This window comes from Kitasatospora sp. NPDC089797 (assembly GCF_040684795.1).
GTDB lineage: Bacteria > Actinomycetota > Actinomycetes > Streptomycetales > Streptomycetaceae > Kitasatospora.
Map to the genome: position 1 here is coordinate 79,250 of NZ_JBFBGS010000037.1, position 17,930 is coordinate 97,179.

The 17,930-nt window shown below is 75.8% G+C and carries 3 protein-coding genes; all 3 read left to right on the forward strand.

The window, feature by feature from the left end; all coding sequences use genetic code 11:
- Nucleotides 1-153: 153 nt before the first annotated feature.
- Nucleotides 154-10,380, forward strand: coding sequence for an amino acid adenylation domain-containing protein (locus AB0O91_RS27605; RefSeq protein ID WP_363438283.1), 10,227 nt, complete (start codon nt 154-156; stop codon nt 10,378-10,380).
- Nucleotides 10,381-10,453: 73 nt separating this feature from the next.
- A complete protein-coding gene (locus tag AB0O91_RS27610) occupies nt 10,454-10,660 on the forward strand; it encodes an MbtH family protein (protein ID WP_363438286.1) in 207 nt (68 codons plus the stop codon).
- 143 nt (nt 10,661-10,803) lie between these two features.
- On the forward strand, nt 10,804-17,930 hold a 7,127-nt coding region (locus tag AB0O91_RS27615; RefSeq protein WP_363438289.1), incomplete at its 3' end, for an amino acid adenylation domain-containing protein.

A 17,930-nucleotide genomic window follows, 5' to 3' on the forward strand; every position in this document is an offset into this window, starting at 1 on the left:
GCGCCGTCCTCGCGCGCCGCGCCCCGCTCCCCCACCGTCCCCCCGCGGTCCTCCCGCGCCCCGCCGTTCCCGCTCTCCCCGTCGCCGGCCCGTCACCAGGGGCTCCCCTCGGCATGCCCCCGTGCTGACGCCGGCCGTTCTGGAGGTACACCCGTGGCTCGCCCCGACATCCCGGTCCACCGTGCGGTCCCCCACCAGGTCGCGTTCTGGCGGGAGCGGCTGGCGGGTGTCGACCCGCTCGAACTGCCCGTCGACCGCCCCCGCCCGGTGGTGCGGATCGCCGCCACCGCGAGCTGCGAGCGCCCGCTCCCGGCCGACGCGGCGGCCGCACTGGCCGACCTCGCCCGGGCCCACGACACCGCCCCGTCCACGGTGCTCACCGCGGCCGTGATCGCCCTGCTGGTGCGGTACTCCGGCCAGGAGTCCGTCGCCCTCGGCACGGTCTCGCCGCGCACCGGGCACACCCTGGCCCTGCGCACCGCCGTCGACCCGGCCGCCGGCTTCGACGCGCTGCTCCGCCGCACCGCCGCCGACCTCGCCGAGACCCTCGCCCACGACGGCGTCCCGCTCGCCGACCTGGTCGAGGCGCTCGCGCCGCGGCAGGACACCAGCACCACCCCCTTCGTCCAGGCCGTGGTCGCCCTCACCGACGAACTCCCGTCCGCCCACCGGGGGTTCGACCCGCTCGACCTGGCCGTGGAGGTGCTGGCCGGCCAGCGCCGGATCCGGATCCGGTACGCCACCGCGCTGTTCGACCGGGACACCGCGGCCCGGCTCGCCGACCAGCTGGCCGTCCTGCTCGCCGCGGTCGGCACCGACCCGACCCGGCCGCTGCCCGCGCTGCCGCTGCTCGCCCCCGAGGAGGCCGAGCGGGCCGTCCGGGCCTGGAACGACACCGCCCGCGCGGTGCCCACCGGCAGCTTCCCCGAGCTGTTCGCGGCCCTGGTCCGCACCCGGCCGGACGCCCTCGCGGTGATCGACGAACGGGAGCGGGTCAGCTACCGCGAGCTCGACGAGCGGGCCAACCGGATCGCCCACCACCTGATCGGGCTCGGCGCCGGGCGCGGGCGGCTGGTCGGCCTGTGCGTGGAGCGCGGGGCCGCGATGGCGGCCGGCCTGCTCGGCATCATGAAGGCCGGCGCCGCCTACCTGCCGCTCGACCCCGGCTATCCCGCCGACCGCCTCCGCTACATGCTCCAGGACTCCGGCACCCGGCTCGTCCTCACCCAGCGGGACCTGCGCGGACGGCTGGCCGGCAGCGACGCCGTCCTGGTCGACCTGGTCGCCGACCGGGCCGCCGTCGCCGCCCGCCCGGCCACCGCCCCCGAGATGACACTGCACCCGGACGACCTCGCGTACGCCATCTACACCTCGGGCTCCACCGGCCGCCCCAAGGGCGTGCTGGTCCCGCACGCGGGGATCGGCAACCTGGCCGCCGTCCAGGCCGAGGCCTTCGGCGTCGGCCCCGGATCGCGGGTCCTGCAGTTCGCCTCCGCCAGCTTCGACGCCGCGTTCTGGGAGGTCTGCATGGGCCTGCTGACCGGTGCGACGCTGGTCATGGGCAGCAAGGAGACGCTCGCGCCGGGCGAGCCGCTGGCCGCCTGGGCCGCCGAACACGGCGTCACCCACGCGACCCTCACCCCGGCCACCGTCGCGGTGCTGCCCGAGGGCCGCGGCCTGCCCGAGGGCGCCACCCTGATCGTGGCCGGTGAGGCCAGCACCGCCGACCTGGTGGCCCGCTGGTCGGCCGGCCGCCGGATGATCAACGCCTACGGCCCCACCGAGACCACCGTGTGCGCCACCATGAGCGCCCCGCTGAGCGGCGCCACGGTGCCGCCGATCGGCACCCCGATCGCCAACTTCCAGGTCCACCTGCTGGACGAGGCCCTGCGGCCGGTCCCGGTCGGGGTGCGCGGCGAGCTCTACCTGGCGGGCGTCGGCCTGGCCCGCGGCTACCACGGCCGCCCCGGCCTGACCGCCGAGCGCTTCACCGCCAACCCGTACGGCGCCCCCGGCAGCCGGATGTACCGCACCGGCGACCTCGCCCGCCGCCGCCCCGACGGCGCCCTGGAGTACCTCGGCCGCGCCGACGACCAGGTCAAGATCCGCGGCTTCCGGATCGAACTCGGCGAGATCGAGAGCGCGCTCGCCCTGCATCCCGACGTCGCCCAGGCCGCGGTCGTCACCCACAACACCAACCTGGTCGGCTACGTCTCCCCCGCCGAGGGCCGTCGGCCCGACGGCGAGGCGCTGCGCGCCCACCTCGCCGCCGCCCTGCCCGAACACCTGGTGCCCTCGGCCGTCCTGGTGCTCGACACCCTGCCGCTCACCCCGAACGGCAAGGTCGACCGCCGGGCCCTGCCCGACCCGGGCGCGCTGCGCGCGGGCGTCGCGACCGCGGCCCCGCCGCGCACGCCCGTCGAGGCGACCATCGCCGACATCTGGTCCCAGGTCCTCGGCGTCGAGGCGGTCGGGGTGCACGACAACTTCTTCGAGCTCGGCGGCAACTCGATCCTGTCCGTACGGGCCGTCTCCCGGCTGCGGGCCGCGCTGGGGGTGAAGCTGCCGCCGCGGATCCTGTTCGACGCCCCCACCGTCGCCGAACTCGCCGCCACCGTGGCGCCCGCCGACTCCACCGCCGACCAGCCCATCCCCGCCGTGCCCCGGGACGGCGCGCTGCCGATGTCCTTCGGCCAGCAACGCCTGTGGTTCCTGGAGGACTTCGACCCGGGCAGCGCCGAGTACCACACCGCCCTCGGGCTGCGGCTGACCGGCCCGCTGGACGAGCCCGCGCTGCGCGCGGCGGTCGGCGACCTGGTGCGGCGGCACGAGTCGCTGCGCACCACCTTCGGGGTGCTCGACGGCCACGGCGTCCAGGTCGTCCACCCCGAACTGCCGCCGCAGTGGCGCACCGTGGACCTCACCGCCACCCCCGCGGCGGTGCGCGAGGAGCGGCTGGCGGAGCTGATCGGCGCCGAGACCGCGCGCGCCTACGACCTGCGCACCGGCCCGGCGTTCCGGGTGCTGCTGGTCCGGCTGTCCGCCGCGGAGCACGTGTGCGTGCTCGGCATGCACCACATCGTCACGGACGGCTGGTCGATGGGCGTGGTCCGCCGGGAGCTGAGCGCGCTGTACGCCGCCCGGGTCACCGGCGGGACCGCGCAGCTCGGCGAACTGCCGGTGCAGTACCCGGACTTCGCCCAGTGGCAGCGCGGCCGGCTGGCCGACGGCGGGCTGCTCGACCGCCACCTCGACTGGTGGCGCGAGCAGTTGGCCGGCCTCACCCCGCTGGAGCTGCCCACCGACCGGCCGCGCCCGCCGGTGCGCTCCTCGGCCGGTGCCACCCACGCCTTCCGGCTGCCCGACGCGACCGCCGCGGCGCTGCGCGAACTGGCCCGCACCGGGTCCACCACCCTGTTCACGGTGCTGACCGCCGTCGTCCAGGCCGTCCTGGCCCGCTACTGCGGCCAGCCGGACATCGCGGTCGGCACCGCCTCCTCCGGCCGCGACCGCGCCGACCTGGAGGGCCTGGTCGGCTTCCTGGTGAACACCGTGGTGCTGCGCTCGCGGGTCCGCCCGGAGCAGTCCTTCGCGGAGTTCCTGGCCGCCGTCAAGGAGACCGTGCTGGCGGCCTTCGCCCACGAGGAGGTGCCGTTCGAGCGGCTGGTGGAGGCCGTCCAGCCCGAGCGGGACGCCAGCCGCACCCCGCTGGTGCAGGCCATGGTGGTGCTGCAGAACGCGCCCGCGGAGGCGCTGGAGCTGCCCGGCGTCACCGTCACCGACCACCCGGTGCACCGCGAGGCCGCACCCTTCGACCTGACCGTCGAGTTCTTCGAGACGGACGGCGGCCTCGACGCCCGGATCGGCTACAGCACCGCGCTGTTCGACCGGGCGACGGTGGTGCGCCTCGCCGGGCACCTGACCACCCTGGCGGCGGCGGCCGCCGCGGAGCCCGGCCGGAGCCTCGCCACCCTGCCGCTGCTGACCGCGGCCGAACGGCGCGACCTGCTGCCCGCCCCGGCGGACGCCGTCGCGCCCGAGCCCCCGACCTTCCCCGAGCTGGTCGAGGAGCAGGCCCGCCGCCACCCGCACGCGCCCGCCGTGGAGGACGCCCACGGCACCCTGGACTACCGCGAGTTGGACGAACGGGCCGACCGCCTGGCCCACCACCTCGCCGCGCTGGGCGCCGGCCCCGGCCGGATCGTCGCCCTCTGCCTGGAGCGCGGCACCGACCTGCTGGTCGGCCTGCTCGGCATCATGAAGGCCGGCGCCGCCTACCTGCCGCTGGACCCGAACTACCCGGCCGACCGGCTGGCCTTCATGCTCCGCGACTCCGGCGCCGGGATCGTGGTCACCCGCACCGAGCTGCTGGCCGAACTCCCGCCCACCGACGCCCTGGTGGTGGACCTCGCCGCCCAGGCGGAGGAGATCGCCGCCCGGCCCACCGGCCCGACCGCCGGGCGCCCGCGCACCGGCGACCTGGCGTACATGATCTACACCTCCGGCTCCACCGGCACCCCCAAGGGCGTCCTGGTGCCGCACTCCGGCATCGCCGGGCTGGCCGCCGCGCTGGCCGAGCGGCTGGCGCTCACCCCGGACAGCCGGGTGCTCCAGTTCGCCTCGTCCTCCTTCGACGGCGCGGTCATGGAGATCCTGATGGCCCTGCCCGCCGGTGCCACCCTGGTGCTGCCCCCGCACGGCCCGGTCGTCGGCGAGGCGCTCCAGGACTTCCTGCGCGAGCGGCGGATCAGCCACGCGCTGCTGGCGCCCTCCGCCGTCGCCACGCTGAGCCCGGACGGCCTGGACGGGCTGCGCGCGCTGGCCATCGGCGGCGAGGCGGGCACCGGCGACCTGGTGGCCCGCTGGTCGGCCGGCCGCCGGATGATCAACGCCTACGGCCCCACCGAGGGCACCGTGGTGGCCACCATGAGCGGCCCGCTGGCCGGCGGTGCCGTGCCGCCGATCGGCACCCCGCTGCCCGGCACCCGGGTGCTGCTGCTGGACGCCGAGCTCCAGCCGGTGCCGGTCGGTGTCCCGGGCGAGCTCTACCTCGCCGGGCCGAACCTGGCCCGCGGCTACCACGCCCGCCCCGGCCTGACCGCCGAACGCTTCACCGCCGACCCGTACGGCGCCCCCGGCAGCCGGATGTACCGCACCGGCGACCTCGCCCGCCGCCGCCCCGACCACACCCTGGAGTACCTCGGCCGCGCCGACGACCAGGTCAAGATCCGCGGCTTCCGGATCGAACTCGGCGAGATCGAGACGGCGTTGGGCCGCCACCCGGACGTCCGCGACTCCGCCGTGCTGGTCCACCAGGACGAGTCCGGGCGCAAGCGCCTGGTCGCCTACCTGGTCGCCGACCGCACCCCGGCCGCGGGCGAACTGCGCGCCCACCTGACCGGCACCCTGCCGGACTACATGATCCCCGCGCTGTTCGTCCCGCTGGACCGGCTGCCGCTGACCCCCAGCGGCAAGGTCGACCGGCGGGCGCTGCCCGCGCCCGACCTGCGGGCCGGCCTGGCGGCGGAGGCGCCGTACACCGCGCCCCGGGACGACACCGAGGCGGCCCTGGCGGCCGTCTGGTCCCAGGTGCTGGGCGTCGAACGGGTCGGCGTGCACGACAACTTCTTCGACCTGGGCGGCGACTCCATCCTCTCCATCCAGGTCGTCTCCCGGGCCCGGCAGGCGGGCCTGCGGCTCACCTCCAAGCTGATCTTCGTGCACCAGAGCGTCGCCGCCCTGGCCGCCGTGGCCGGAACGCTCGACCAGGCGCCCGCCGCCGCCCCCGCCGTGGTCGCCGGCCCGGTGGAACTGACCCCGATCCAGCGCTGGTTCTTCGCCGAACACACCGTCGCCCCGGGCCACTTCACCATGTCCGTGCAGCTCGAACTGGCCCCCGGCACGGACACCGTGCTGCTGGACCGGGCGCTCGGCGCGGTGGTCGACCAGCACGACGCGCTGCGGCTGCGCTACACCCGCAGCGGCGGCGAGTGGCGCCAGGAGTACGGCGAGACCCGCTGGCACACCGGGCGGCTCGCCGTCCGGGACCTCTCCGCGCTGCCCGCCGAGGAGCAGGACGCCGAACTGCACCGGACCGCCCTCGCCGCCCAGAGCGGACTCGACCTCGCCGACGGCGCCCTGGTGCGGGCCGCCTTCCTTCGGCTCGGCCACGCCCGGGCGCCCCGACTGCTCCTGACCGTCCACCACCTGGCGATGGACGGGGTGTCCTGGCGGATCCTGCTCCAGGACCTCGACACCGCCTACCGGCAGCTCGGCGCGGGCCGCCCGGTCGACCTCGGTGCCAGGTCCAGCAGCTTCCAGCAGTGGGCGCAGCGGCTCGCCGAGCACGTCCGCACCGGCGGCCTCGACCACGAACTCCCGTACTGGCAGCAGGCCTCGGCGGCGGTCCGGGCACTGCCCGGCGGCGCCGGGCAGCAACCCCACACCTTCGGCGCGGCCCGCACCGTCAGCGTGCGGCTCGGCCGGGCCGAGACCGAGGCGCTGCTCCAGCGCGTCCCGGCCGCCTACCGCACCCGGATCAACGACGTGCTGCTGACCGCGCTCGGCCGGGTCCTGCGGGACTGGGCCGGCGCCCCGGTGACCGTCGCCCTGGAGGGCCACGGCCGCGAGGAGCTGTTCGCCGAACTCGACCTGTCCCGCACCGTCGGCTGGTTCACCACCATCCACCCCGTCACCCTGGACGTCCCGGCGGGCGGCTGGGGCGAGGCGCTGAAATCCGTCAAGGAGCAGCTGCGGGCCGTCCCCGGCCACGGCCTGGGCCACGGCGCGCTGCGCCACCTCGCCGAGCCCGGCAGCCCGGCCCACCGCGCGCTGGCCGACGCCGCCCAGCCGCAGCTGAGCTTCAACTACCTCGGCCAGTGGGACGGCACCACCAGCTCCGAGGGGCTGGTCCGCGCCCGGCTGGACGCGCCCGGCGCCGACCAGGCCCCGGAGGAGCACCGGCCGCACCTGATCGACATCGTCGCCCAGGTCGGCGACGGCGAGCTGCGGATCGACTGGATCCACGCCCCCGCCGTGCACACCACCGCCGAGGTGCGCCGGCTCGCCGAGGCCTTCCTGGCCGCGCTGGGCGAGCTGGTGGCGCACTGCCTCCACCCGGCCAACGGCGGCCTCACCCCGTCCGACGTCCCGCTCGCCCGGCTCGACCAGGCCGCCCTGGACCGGATCGCCGGCCCCGGCCGCGACATCGAGGACGTCCACCCGCTCACCCCGGTCCAGAGCGGCATGCTGTTCCACGGCCTGGCCGAGCCGAGTGCCTACTTCGAGCAGCTGAGCTTCGTCCTGGACGGCGTGACCGACCCCGGACTGCTGGCCCGGGCCTGGCAGTCGACCGCCGCCCGGTTCGACGTGCTGCGCGCCCGGGCGGTCTGGCAGGACCTCGAACGCCCGCTGCTGGTGGTCCAGCGGCAGGCCGTCCTGCCCGTCACCCACCTGGACTGGCGGGAGCTGACCGACGCCGAGCAGCGGGAGGCCGAGCGGCGGCTGCTGGCCGAGGACCGCGCCACCCCGCTGGACCTCACCGCCGCCCCGCTGATGCGGCTGACCCTGGTCCGGCTGTCGGCCGACTCGGTCCGGGTGGTCTGCGCCTTCCACCACGTCCTGCTCGACGGCTGGTCCACCTTCACCCTGCTCGCCCGCACCTACGACGTGCACGCGGCGCTGGCGGCCGGCCGGGAGCCCGAACTGCCCGACCACCGGCCGTTCCGCGACTACGTCGCCTGGCTGGAGCGGCAGGACCACGGCGCCGCCGAGGCCTACTGGCGCGAGGCGCTGGCCGGGTTCCCGGCCCCGACCCCGCTGCCCGCGCTGCGCCGCACCGCCGACGGCCAGGGCGCCGGCGCCGACGGCACCCTCGCCCGCCGGCTGCCCGCCCCCGCCGCCGAGCGGCTGCACGACTTCGCCCGTCGCCACCGGCTCACCGTCAACACGGTGCTCCAGGGCGCCTGGGCGCTGCTGCTGGCCCGGCACGCCGGGGAGCCCGACGTGGTCTTCGGCGCCACCGTCTCCGGCCGCCCCACCGACCTGCCCGGCGCGGACACCATGGTCGGGATGCTGATCAACACCCTGCCGGTGCGGGTCCGGGTCGAGGAGTCCGCCCGGGTCACCGACTGGCTGGCCGACCTCCAGCAGCGCCAGGTCGAGGACCGCCAGTACGAGTACGCCGCCCTGCCGCAGATCCAGGCCTGGAGCGAACTCGCCCGCGGCACCGCGCTGTTCCGGACCCTGCTGGTGTTCGAGAACTATCCGGTGGACGAGCGGGCCGCGCAGACCCACGGGCTGCGGGTGCGCGAGCTCCAGGGCACCATCGCCGCCCACTACCCGCTCAACCTGATCGCCTACGGCGGCGACGGCCTGGCCTACACCCTCGCCTACGACACCGCGCTGTACGACCCGGCGACCGTCACCCGGCTCGCCGACCGGCTGGACGCGCTGCTCGCCGGGCTCGCCGCCGGCGACGACACCCGGCTGGCCGACCTGTCGATGCTCGTCGACGGCGAGGCCGACCTCACCCTGCGCCGCTGGAACGACACCGCCCGGGAGCTGCCGGAGAGCGGGCTGCCCGCCCTGTTCGAGGCCGCCGTGGCGGCCCACCCGGACCGGGTCGCGCTCAGCCACCAGGCCCCGGACGGGCAGCGCCGGGAGCTGAGCTACCGGGAGCTGTCCGAGCAGGCCGACCGGCTCGCCCACCACCTCCTCGCCCTCGGCGCCGGGCCGGACCGGCTGGTCGGCGTCTGCCTGGAGCGCGGCCCGCGGGCGATCACCGCCCTGCTCGCCGTGCTCAAGGCCGGTGCGGCCTACGTGCCGCTCGACCCGGACTACCCGGCCGACCGCCTCGGCTACATGGTCGAGGACACCGGGATGCGGCTGCTGATCACCGAGGAGCGGCTGCGCGACCGGCTGCCCGGCACCGCCGCCCGGCTGGTCGACCTGGACCGGGACGCGGAGGAGATCGCCGCCCGGCCCGCCACCGCCCCCGGGGCGGCCCCGCACCCGGACCACCTGGCCTACGTCATCTACACCTCCGGCTCCACCGGCCGGCCCAAGGGCGTGCTCACCACCCACCGGGCGGTGGTCAGGCTGGTCCACGGCACGGACTTCACCGACATCGGCCCGGACAGCACCGTCGCCCAGTTCGCCTCGCTGTCCTTCGACGCCTCCACCCTGGAGGTGTGGGCGGCCCTGCTGCGCGGCGCCCGGCTGGCCGTCCACCCGCCCCGGCTGCCCACCCCGGCCGAGCTCGGCACCTTCCTGAAGGAGCAGCAGGTCACCCACCTGTGGCTGACCGCCGGACTGTTCCACCAGGTCGTGGACGAGCGGCCGGACGCCTTCGCCGACCTGCGGCAGCTGATCGCCGGCGGCGACCGGCTCTCCCCCGAGCACTGCGCCGAGGTGCTGGCCGCCCACCCCGGGCTGCGGCTGACCAACGGCTACGGCCCGACCGAGGCGACCACCTTCACCACCACCCACGACCTGGCCCGCGACCCGGCCGCCGACCGGACCGGCGGCCCCGTACCGCTCGGCGCCCCCGTACCCAACACCCGGGTGTACGTGCTCACCGACACCCTGGCCCCGGCCCCGGTCGGGGTGCCCGGCGAGCTGTACATCGCCGGCCCCGGGCTGGCCCGCGGCTACCACGGCCGGCCCGGCCTGACCGCCGAGCGCTTCACCGCCGACCCGTACGGCGGCCCCGGCGAGCGGATGTACCGCTCGGGGGACCTGGTCTCCTGGCGGGCCGACGGGGTACTGGAGTTCCTCGGCCGCACCGACGGCCAGGTGAAGATCCGCGGCTTCCGGATCGAGACCGGAGAGGTCGAGGCCGCCCTGGTGACCCACCCGGCGATCGCCGACGCGGCCGTCCTCCCGCACACCGAGGACGGACGCACCGTCCTGGTCGGCTACCTCGTCCCGGCCGGCGGCGCGGCCGCGCCCGACGCCACCGCGCTGCGCGCCCACCTGGCGGCCACCCTGCCCGGCCACATGCTGCCGGCCGCCTTCGTCCCGCTGACCGCCCTGCCGCTGACCGCCAACGGCAAGGTCGACCGACGGGCCCTGCCCGCCCCGGCGGAACGGCTGGGCACCGGCGGCGGGCACCAGGCGCCGAGCACCGCCACCGAGGAGCTGATCGCCGAGATCTGGCAGGAACTGCTCGGGGTGGCCGAGGTCGGGGTGCACGACGACTTCTTCGTCCTCGGCGGCGACTCGCTGCTGTCGCTGCGCACGGTGTCCCGGATCAACGCCGTGTTCGGCACCGGGCTCTCGCCGCGGGCGCTGTTCGAGCGGCCGACGGTCGCCGGGACGGCCGCCGCGGTCGAGGACCTCGTCCTGGCCGAGCTGGAGGCGGCCGCCGCGCAGTCCTGAACGCCCTGTTCCCCCGCTCCGCTGTTCCCCTTCTTCCCTCGCGTCCCCTCGCACCCCCCGACAGGAGTCCCCCGTGTCCAACCCCTTCGAGCAGAACGACCGCTCGTACAGCGTCCTGGTCAACGACGAGGGCCAGCACTCGCTCTGGCCCACCGGCACCGCCGTCCCGGCCGGTTGGGACACCGTCCTCGCCGACCGGCCCCGCGAGGAGTGCCTGTCCTACGTCGAGACCCACTGGACCGACCTCAGCCCGCTGAGCCTGCGCAGCACCGCGGGCTGACCCGGCGCGCGTCCCCACCGCGCAGATCGGGCGGGTCCGGCAACTCCCGCGCCCACCAATCGAGTTGCCGGACCCCACCCCGGGCCCCACCCCGGGCCCCGCCGCACCGCCCCGACCACCACCTCACTGGGGGATTCCTTCCGATGAACACGCCGCCCGCCCGCGAAGACCGGATCGCCGCCCTGCCCGCCCACCTCCGCGAGGCGCTCGCCCGCCGCCTGGCCGGCCAGGCGGCACCGGGCGCCGCCGAACCGCTCGTCCCCGCGGTGCCGCGGGACGGCGAGCTGCCGATGTCGTACGGGCAGCAACGGCTGTGGTTCCTGGAGGACTTCGAGCCGGGGAACACCGACTACCACTCGGCCCTGCCGCTGCGGATCACCGGCCGGCTCGACCCGGACGCCCTGCGCGCGGCCCTGACCGGGGTGGTGGCCCGGCACGAGGCCCTGCGCACCACCTTCACCGAACGGGACGGCCGCGGCCTCCAGCTCGTCCACCCCGCGCTCGCCCCCGAGTGGACGGCCGCCGAGGCCGACGGCGAGGCCGCCGCCCGCGCGCTGGTCCGGGCCGAGATGGCCCGCCCGTACGACCTGCGCCGCGGCCCGCTGGTCCGGGCCCTGCTGGTCCGACTGGCCCCGCAGGAGCACCTGTTCGTGCTCGGCATGCACCACATCGTCACCGACGGCTGGTCGCTCGGCATCGTCGCCCGCGAGCTGGGCGCGCTGTACGCCGCCGCGCTCGACGGCCGGGCCGCCGAGCTGCCCGACGTCCCCGTCCAGTACCCCGACTTCGCGGCCTGGCAGCGCGCCCGACTGGAGCGCGGCGGGCTGCTGGACAGCCGACTGGACTGGTGGCGCGAGCAGTTGCGCGGGATCTCCCCGCTCGAACTGCCCACCGACCGGCCCCGGCCCGCCGTCCGCTCCACCGCCGGCGCGGTGTACGCCTTCGAGCTGGCCGAGCCGACCGTCACCGGCCTCAAGCAGCTGGCCAAGGAGCACGGCGCCAGCGCGTTCATGGTGCTCACCGCCGCCGTGCAGGCCGTCCTGGCCCGCTGGTCCGGCCAGCAGGACATCGCCGTCGGCACCTCCTCGGCGGCCCGCGAACACCCGGAGCTGGAACAGCTGGTCGGCTTCCTGGTGAACACCGTCGTGCTCCGCACCCAGGTCGAACCGGCGCTGTCCTTCGCCGAGTTGACGGCCCGGGTGAAGGACACCGTGCTGAACGCCTTCGCCCAGGGCGACGTCCCCTTCGACAAGCTGGTGGAGGCCGCCCGGATCGAGCGCGACCCGAGCCGGACGGCGCTGGTGCAGGCCACCGTCGTGCTCCAGAACACCCCCGACGACACCCTGGCGCTGCCCGGGGCCGTCACCGCGCCCTACCCGCTGGAGCGGGCCGCCTCGCTGTTCGACCTCACCTTCGAGTTCGAGGAGCGGAACGGCCGGCTGCACGGCCTGGTCGAGTACTCCACCGAACTCCTCGACGAGGCCACCGTCGCCCGGATGAGCGGCCACCTCGGCGTCCTGCTCGACGGCGCGATCGCCGACCCGGACCGGCCGCTGTCGGCCCTGCCGCTGCTCACCCCGCAGGAGCACCGGCAGCTCGTCACCGACTGGAACGCCACCGCGCTGCCCGCCGGCGGCGACCGGGCGCTGATCCACCAGCGGATCGCCCGGCAGGCCGCCGCGACCCCCGACGCGGTCGCCGTGATCGCCGAGGACGCCGTCCTCACCCACCGCGGACTGGACGAGCAGGCCAACCGGCTCGCCCACCACCTGACCGCCCTCGGTGCCGGCCCGGGCACCCTGGTCGGCCTGAGCGTGGAGCGCGGCTCGGCGATGGCCGTCGGCCTGCTCGGCATCCTGCGGGCCGGCGCCGCCTACGTCCCGCTCGACCCGGCCTTCCCGGCCGACCGGCTGACGTACATGCTCGCCGACTCCGGCGCCCGGATCGTGGTCACCGACGCCGCCGTCCGCGACCGGCTGCCCGCCGCCGGGCTCACCCTGGTCGACCTGACCGCCGACCGGGCCGCGCTCGACGCCCGGCCCGCGACCGCCCCGGACACCGCCGTCGCCCCCGACGACCTGGCCTACGTCATCTACACCTCCGGCTCGACCGGCAACCCCAAGGGCGTCGCCGTCGAGCACCGCAACGTCCGGCACATCTGCGCCGCCTGGGACGCCCGGTACGGCCTCACCGAGCTCAAGCCCCGTTTCCTGTCCGTCTCCAGCCTCTCCGTCGACCTCTTCTTCGCCGACCTGATCCGCTCCCTCCCGTTCGGCGGCGCGCTGATCATCGCCTCCAAGGACGTCACCACCGACCCGCCGGCCCTGCTCGACCTGATCGCCGCGACCGGCGCCACCGGCCTGGAGATCGTGCCCTCGCTGCTCAACGCCGTCCTCCAGGAGGTCGAGCGGCGCGACGACGGCTTCCCGCCGCTGCGGCTGCTCTCGGTCGGCTCGGAGGGCTGGCGGGTCGAGGACTGCCGCGCCCTGCTGCGCCGGATCCGGCACGACGCGGTGGTGGTCAACGCCTACGGCGGCACCGAGGCCACCGTGGACTCCACCGTCTTCACGCCCACCGAGGAGTCGCTGCGCGGCAGCGTCTACGTCCCGATCGGCCGCCCGCTGCCGGACACCCGGGTCTACGTGCTGGACGCCCACGGCGGCGTCGCCCCGATCGGGGTGCCGGGCGAGCTGTGGATCGGCGGCGAGGGCATCGGCCGCGGCTACCACGGCCGCCCCGAGCTGACCGCCGAGCGCTTCGTCGACAGCCCCTTCGTCCCCGGGGACCGGCTGTACCGCACCGGCGACCGGGCCCGCCGACTGCCCTCGGGGGACCTCGAGTTCCTCGGCCGGGCGGACGACCAGGTCAAGATCCGCGGCTTCCGGATCGAGCTGGGCGAGGTGGAGAGCGCCCTGCTGACCCACCCGCGGGTGCGCGAGGCCGTGGTGCTGGCCCACCAGGACGCCGCCGGGCGCCGCCGGCTGGCCGCGTACGTCGTCGGCGTCGGCAGCGGGGACGGCGACGGCAGCGGGGACACCGCGCCCGCCGTCGCCGAGCTGCGCGCCCACCTGTCCGGGCTGCTGCCGGACTACATGGTCCCGGCCGTCTTCACCGCCCTGGACGAGCTGCCGCTGACGCCCAACGGCAAGGTCGACCGGCGGGCACTGCCCGAACCGGCCGCCGAGAGCGCGCTCGCCGGTGCCGAGTACACCGCCCCGCGCGACACCGTCGAGCAGCTCCTCGCCGAGGTGTGGGCCCAGGTGCTCGGCCTCGAACGGGTCGGCGTGCACGACAACTTCTTCGACCTGGGCGGCGACTCCATCCTCTCCATCCAGGTCGTCTCCCGGGCCCGGCAGGCGGGCCTGCGGCTCACCTCCAAGCTGCTCTTCCTGCACCAGAGCGTCGCCGCCCTGGCCGCCGTCACCGGTACGGCCCCGGAGGCGCCCGCCGCGGAGGCCGGCCCGGCCACCGGCCGGGTCGAACTCACCCCGATCCAGGCGTGGTTCCTCGCCGCCCACACCGTCAACCCGGACCACTACGCGATGTCCGTCCAGGTCGAACTGGCCCCGGACACCGACCCCGGGCTGCTCGCCCGCGCCCTCGACGCCGTCCTGGACCAGCACGACGCCCTGCGGCTGCGCTACACCCGCAGCGCCGGGGAGTGGCTCCAGGAGTACGGCGACCGCACCGAAGAGCCGCTCACCGTCGCCGAGTTGACCGACCCGGACGACCCGGGCCTGGCAGCCGTCGCCATCGAGGCCCAGCGCTCGCTGGACCTCTCGGCCGGCCGGCTGGTCCGCGCCGTGCACCTGCGCTTCGCCGACGGGTCGGCCCCCCGGCTCTTCCTCGCCGTGCACCACATCGTCATGGACGGCGTCTCCTGGCGCGTCCTGCTGGACGACCTCGCCACCGCCTACGACCGGCTCGCGGGCGGCCGCCCGGCCGGACTCGGCCCCCGCACCACCAGTTACCAGGACTGGGCCGCCCGGCTCACCGCGCACGTCCGGGCCGGCGGCCTCGACCACGAGCTCGCGCACTGGAGCGCGGTGGCCCCCGCCGACGCCCCCGCCCTGCCCGTCGACCACCCCGGCGGCCGCAACGTCACCGCCCGCGAGCGCACCGTCGAGGTCCGCCTCGGCCGCGCCGAGACCGAGGACCTGCTGCACCGGGTCCCGTCCGTCTACCGCACCCGGATCGACGACGTGCTGGTCACCGCGCTCGGCCGCACCCTGGCCGACTGGACCGGGACGAACCGCCTGGTGCTCGGCCTCGAAGGGCACGGCCGCGAGGAACTGTTCGAGCAGGTCGACCTCTCCCGCACGGTCGGCTGGTTCACCACCCACTACCCGGTCGCCCTGGACGTCCCGGCCGGCGGCTGGGGCGAGGCGCTGAAGTCCGTCAAGGAACAGCTGCGCGCGGTGCCCGGCCGCGGCCTCGGCTACGACGCGCTGCGCTTCCTGTCCGCGCCCGGACAGCCCGGCCACGCCCTGCTGGCCGACCCGCTGCCGCCGATCAGCTTCAACTACCTCGGCCAGTGGGACGGCACCACCGGCGCCGAGGGGCTGATCCGCGACCGGCTGCCCGCCCTCGGCCTCGACCACGAGCCCGAGGAGCCCCGCCCCTACCTGCTCGACGTGGTCGGCATGGTCGAGGACGGCGTCCTGGGCTTCACCTGGATCTACTCCGACGAGGTCTTCGACGAGGCCACCGTCGCCCGGCTGGCCCGGCAGCACCTGACCGCGCTGCGCGCGCTCGTCGACCACTGCCTCCGGCCCGGCAGCGGCGGCGCGACCCCGTCCGACTTCCCGCTCGCCCGGCTCGACCAGCCCACCCTGGACCGGATCGTCGGCGACGGCCGGAACGTGGAGACCGTCCACCCGCTCACCCCGATGCAGAGCGGCATGCTCTTCCACACCCTCGCCGAGCCCGACTCCCGGGCCTACTTCGAGCAGACCGGCTTCCTGCTCGACGGCGTCACCGACCCGGCCCTGCTGGAACAGGCCTGGCAGCACGTCACCGACCACCTGGAGGTGCTGCGCGGTGCCGTGGTCTGGGAGCGGGTCGACCGCCCCCAGCTGGTGGTGCACCGGCGGGTCGAGCCGCCCGTGGTCCACCTCGACTGGCGCCGCCTGTCAGAGCCGGAGCAGGCCGACGCGCTGGAGCACCACCTCGCCGAGGACCGCGCCCGCGGCATCGACCTGTCCGTCGCGCCGCTGATGCGGATGGCCCTGATCCGCCTCACCGACACCACCGTCCGCGTCGTCCGCACCTCCCACCACGTGCTGCTGGACGGCTGGAGCACCTCCCGGATGCTCGACGACCTCACCACCGCCTACCGGGCGCTGGCCGCCGGCCGCCGCCCGGCGCTGCCCCCGCGGCGCCCGTTCGCCGCGTACGTGGAGTGGCTGGAGCGCCAGGACCTCGCCGAGGCCGAGGCCTACTGGCGGGGGCTGCTCGGCGGGTTCACCGAGCCGACCGCGCTGCCCTTCGACCGGCTGCCCGCCACCGGGCACCAGGCGCAGTCCTCCCGCCGCCTGCTCACCCGGCTCCCGGCCGGGGTCTCGCAGCGGCTCTACGCCGTCGCCCGGGAACACCGGCTGACCGTCAACACCGTGCTCCAGGGCGCCTGGAGCCTGCTGCTGTCCCGCTACGCGGGCGAGCCGGACGTGGTGTTCGGCGCGACCGTCTCCGGCCGGCCCACCGATCTGCCCGGCGCCGACACGATGGTCGGCATGCTGATCAACACCCTCCCGGTGCGGGTCGAGGTCGACGGCGACGCGCCGGTCGGCGCCTGGCTGGCCGGCGTCCAGCGGGCCCAGGCCGAGGCCCGGCAGTACGAGCACGTGCCGCTGACCCGGATCCAGGGCTGGAGCGGCGTCGAGCGCGGCACCCACCTGTTCGAGAGCCTGGTCGCGTTCGAGAACTTCCCGGCCGACGGCGGCTCCCCCGACGGCGCCGACGACTCCGACGACGGGATCCGGCTGTACGGCCTGGAGGGCGCCGACGTCACCAACTACCCGCTCAACCTGGTCGCCTACGCGGGCGAGGAGCTCGCCTTCGCGCTCTCCTACGACCCCGCGCTGTTCGACGCCGACACCGTCGGACGGCTGGCCGGCCACCTGGGCGCGCTGCTCACGGCGATCGCCGAGGACCCGAACCGGCGGGTGTCGGCCGTGCCGATGCTGATGCCCGGGGAGTTGGCGCGGGTGGACGGCGAGTGGCGCGGGGTGCCGGGGGTGCCCGCCTGGCCGGGGACGATCCACGGGGTGGTCGCCGAACAGGCCGCCCGCACGCCCGACGCACCCGCCGTGACCTTCGGGGACGAGACGCTCAGCTACCGGGAGTTGGACGAGGCCGCCAACCGGCTCGCCCACCACCTGGTCGAACTCGGCGCCGGACCGGACCGGTTGGTCGCCCTCTCAGTGGAACGCGGCCTGTCCATGGCCGTCGGCCTGCTCGCCATCATGAAGGCCGGCGCCGCCTACGTCCCGCTCGACCCGGCCTACCCCGCCGACCGCCTCGCCTACATGCTCCAGGACTCCGGCGCCCGCCTCCTGGTCACCCACCACGACCTCCACCGCCACCTCCCCGCCGACGACATCCAGGTCATCGACCTCGACCGGGACGCCGAGGCCGTCGCCGCCCACCCGGCCACGGCACCGCAGTCCGACGCCACCGCCACCGACCTGGCGTACGTCATCTACACGTCGGGGTCGACGGGCCGGCCGAAGGGCGTGGCGATCGAGCACCGCACCGTGCTCCACCTGATGGCCAACTCCCAACCCCTGTACGGCTTCGGCCCCGACGACGTATGGACCGTCTTCCACTCCTACGCCTTCGACTTCTCCGTCTGGGAACTCTGGGGCGCCCTCACCACCGGCGGCCGCGCCGTCATCGTCGACCACGACACCGCCCGCAACCCCGACGCCATGTGGCACCTCCTCCACCACCAGCACGTCACCGTCCTCAACCAGACCCCCTCACTCTTCCGCGAACTCGTCGAACACGCCGCCCAAGGACCCACCCCGGCGCCCCCGCACCTGCGTTGGATCATCTTCGGCGGCGAAGGCCTCGAACCCAAACACCTCCGGACCTGGTTCACCACCTTCCACCAGCCCCACCACACCCGCCTGGTCAACATGTACGGCATCACCGAAACCACCGTCCACGTGACGTTCGGCGAGATCACCCCCGAACACCTCACCACCGGCCGACGCCTCCCCGCCGGACGCCCCCTGCCCGGCTACGGCATCCACCTCCTCGACCCCCA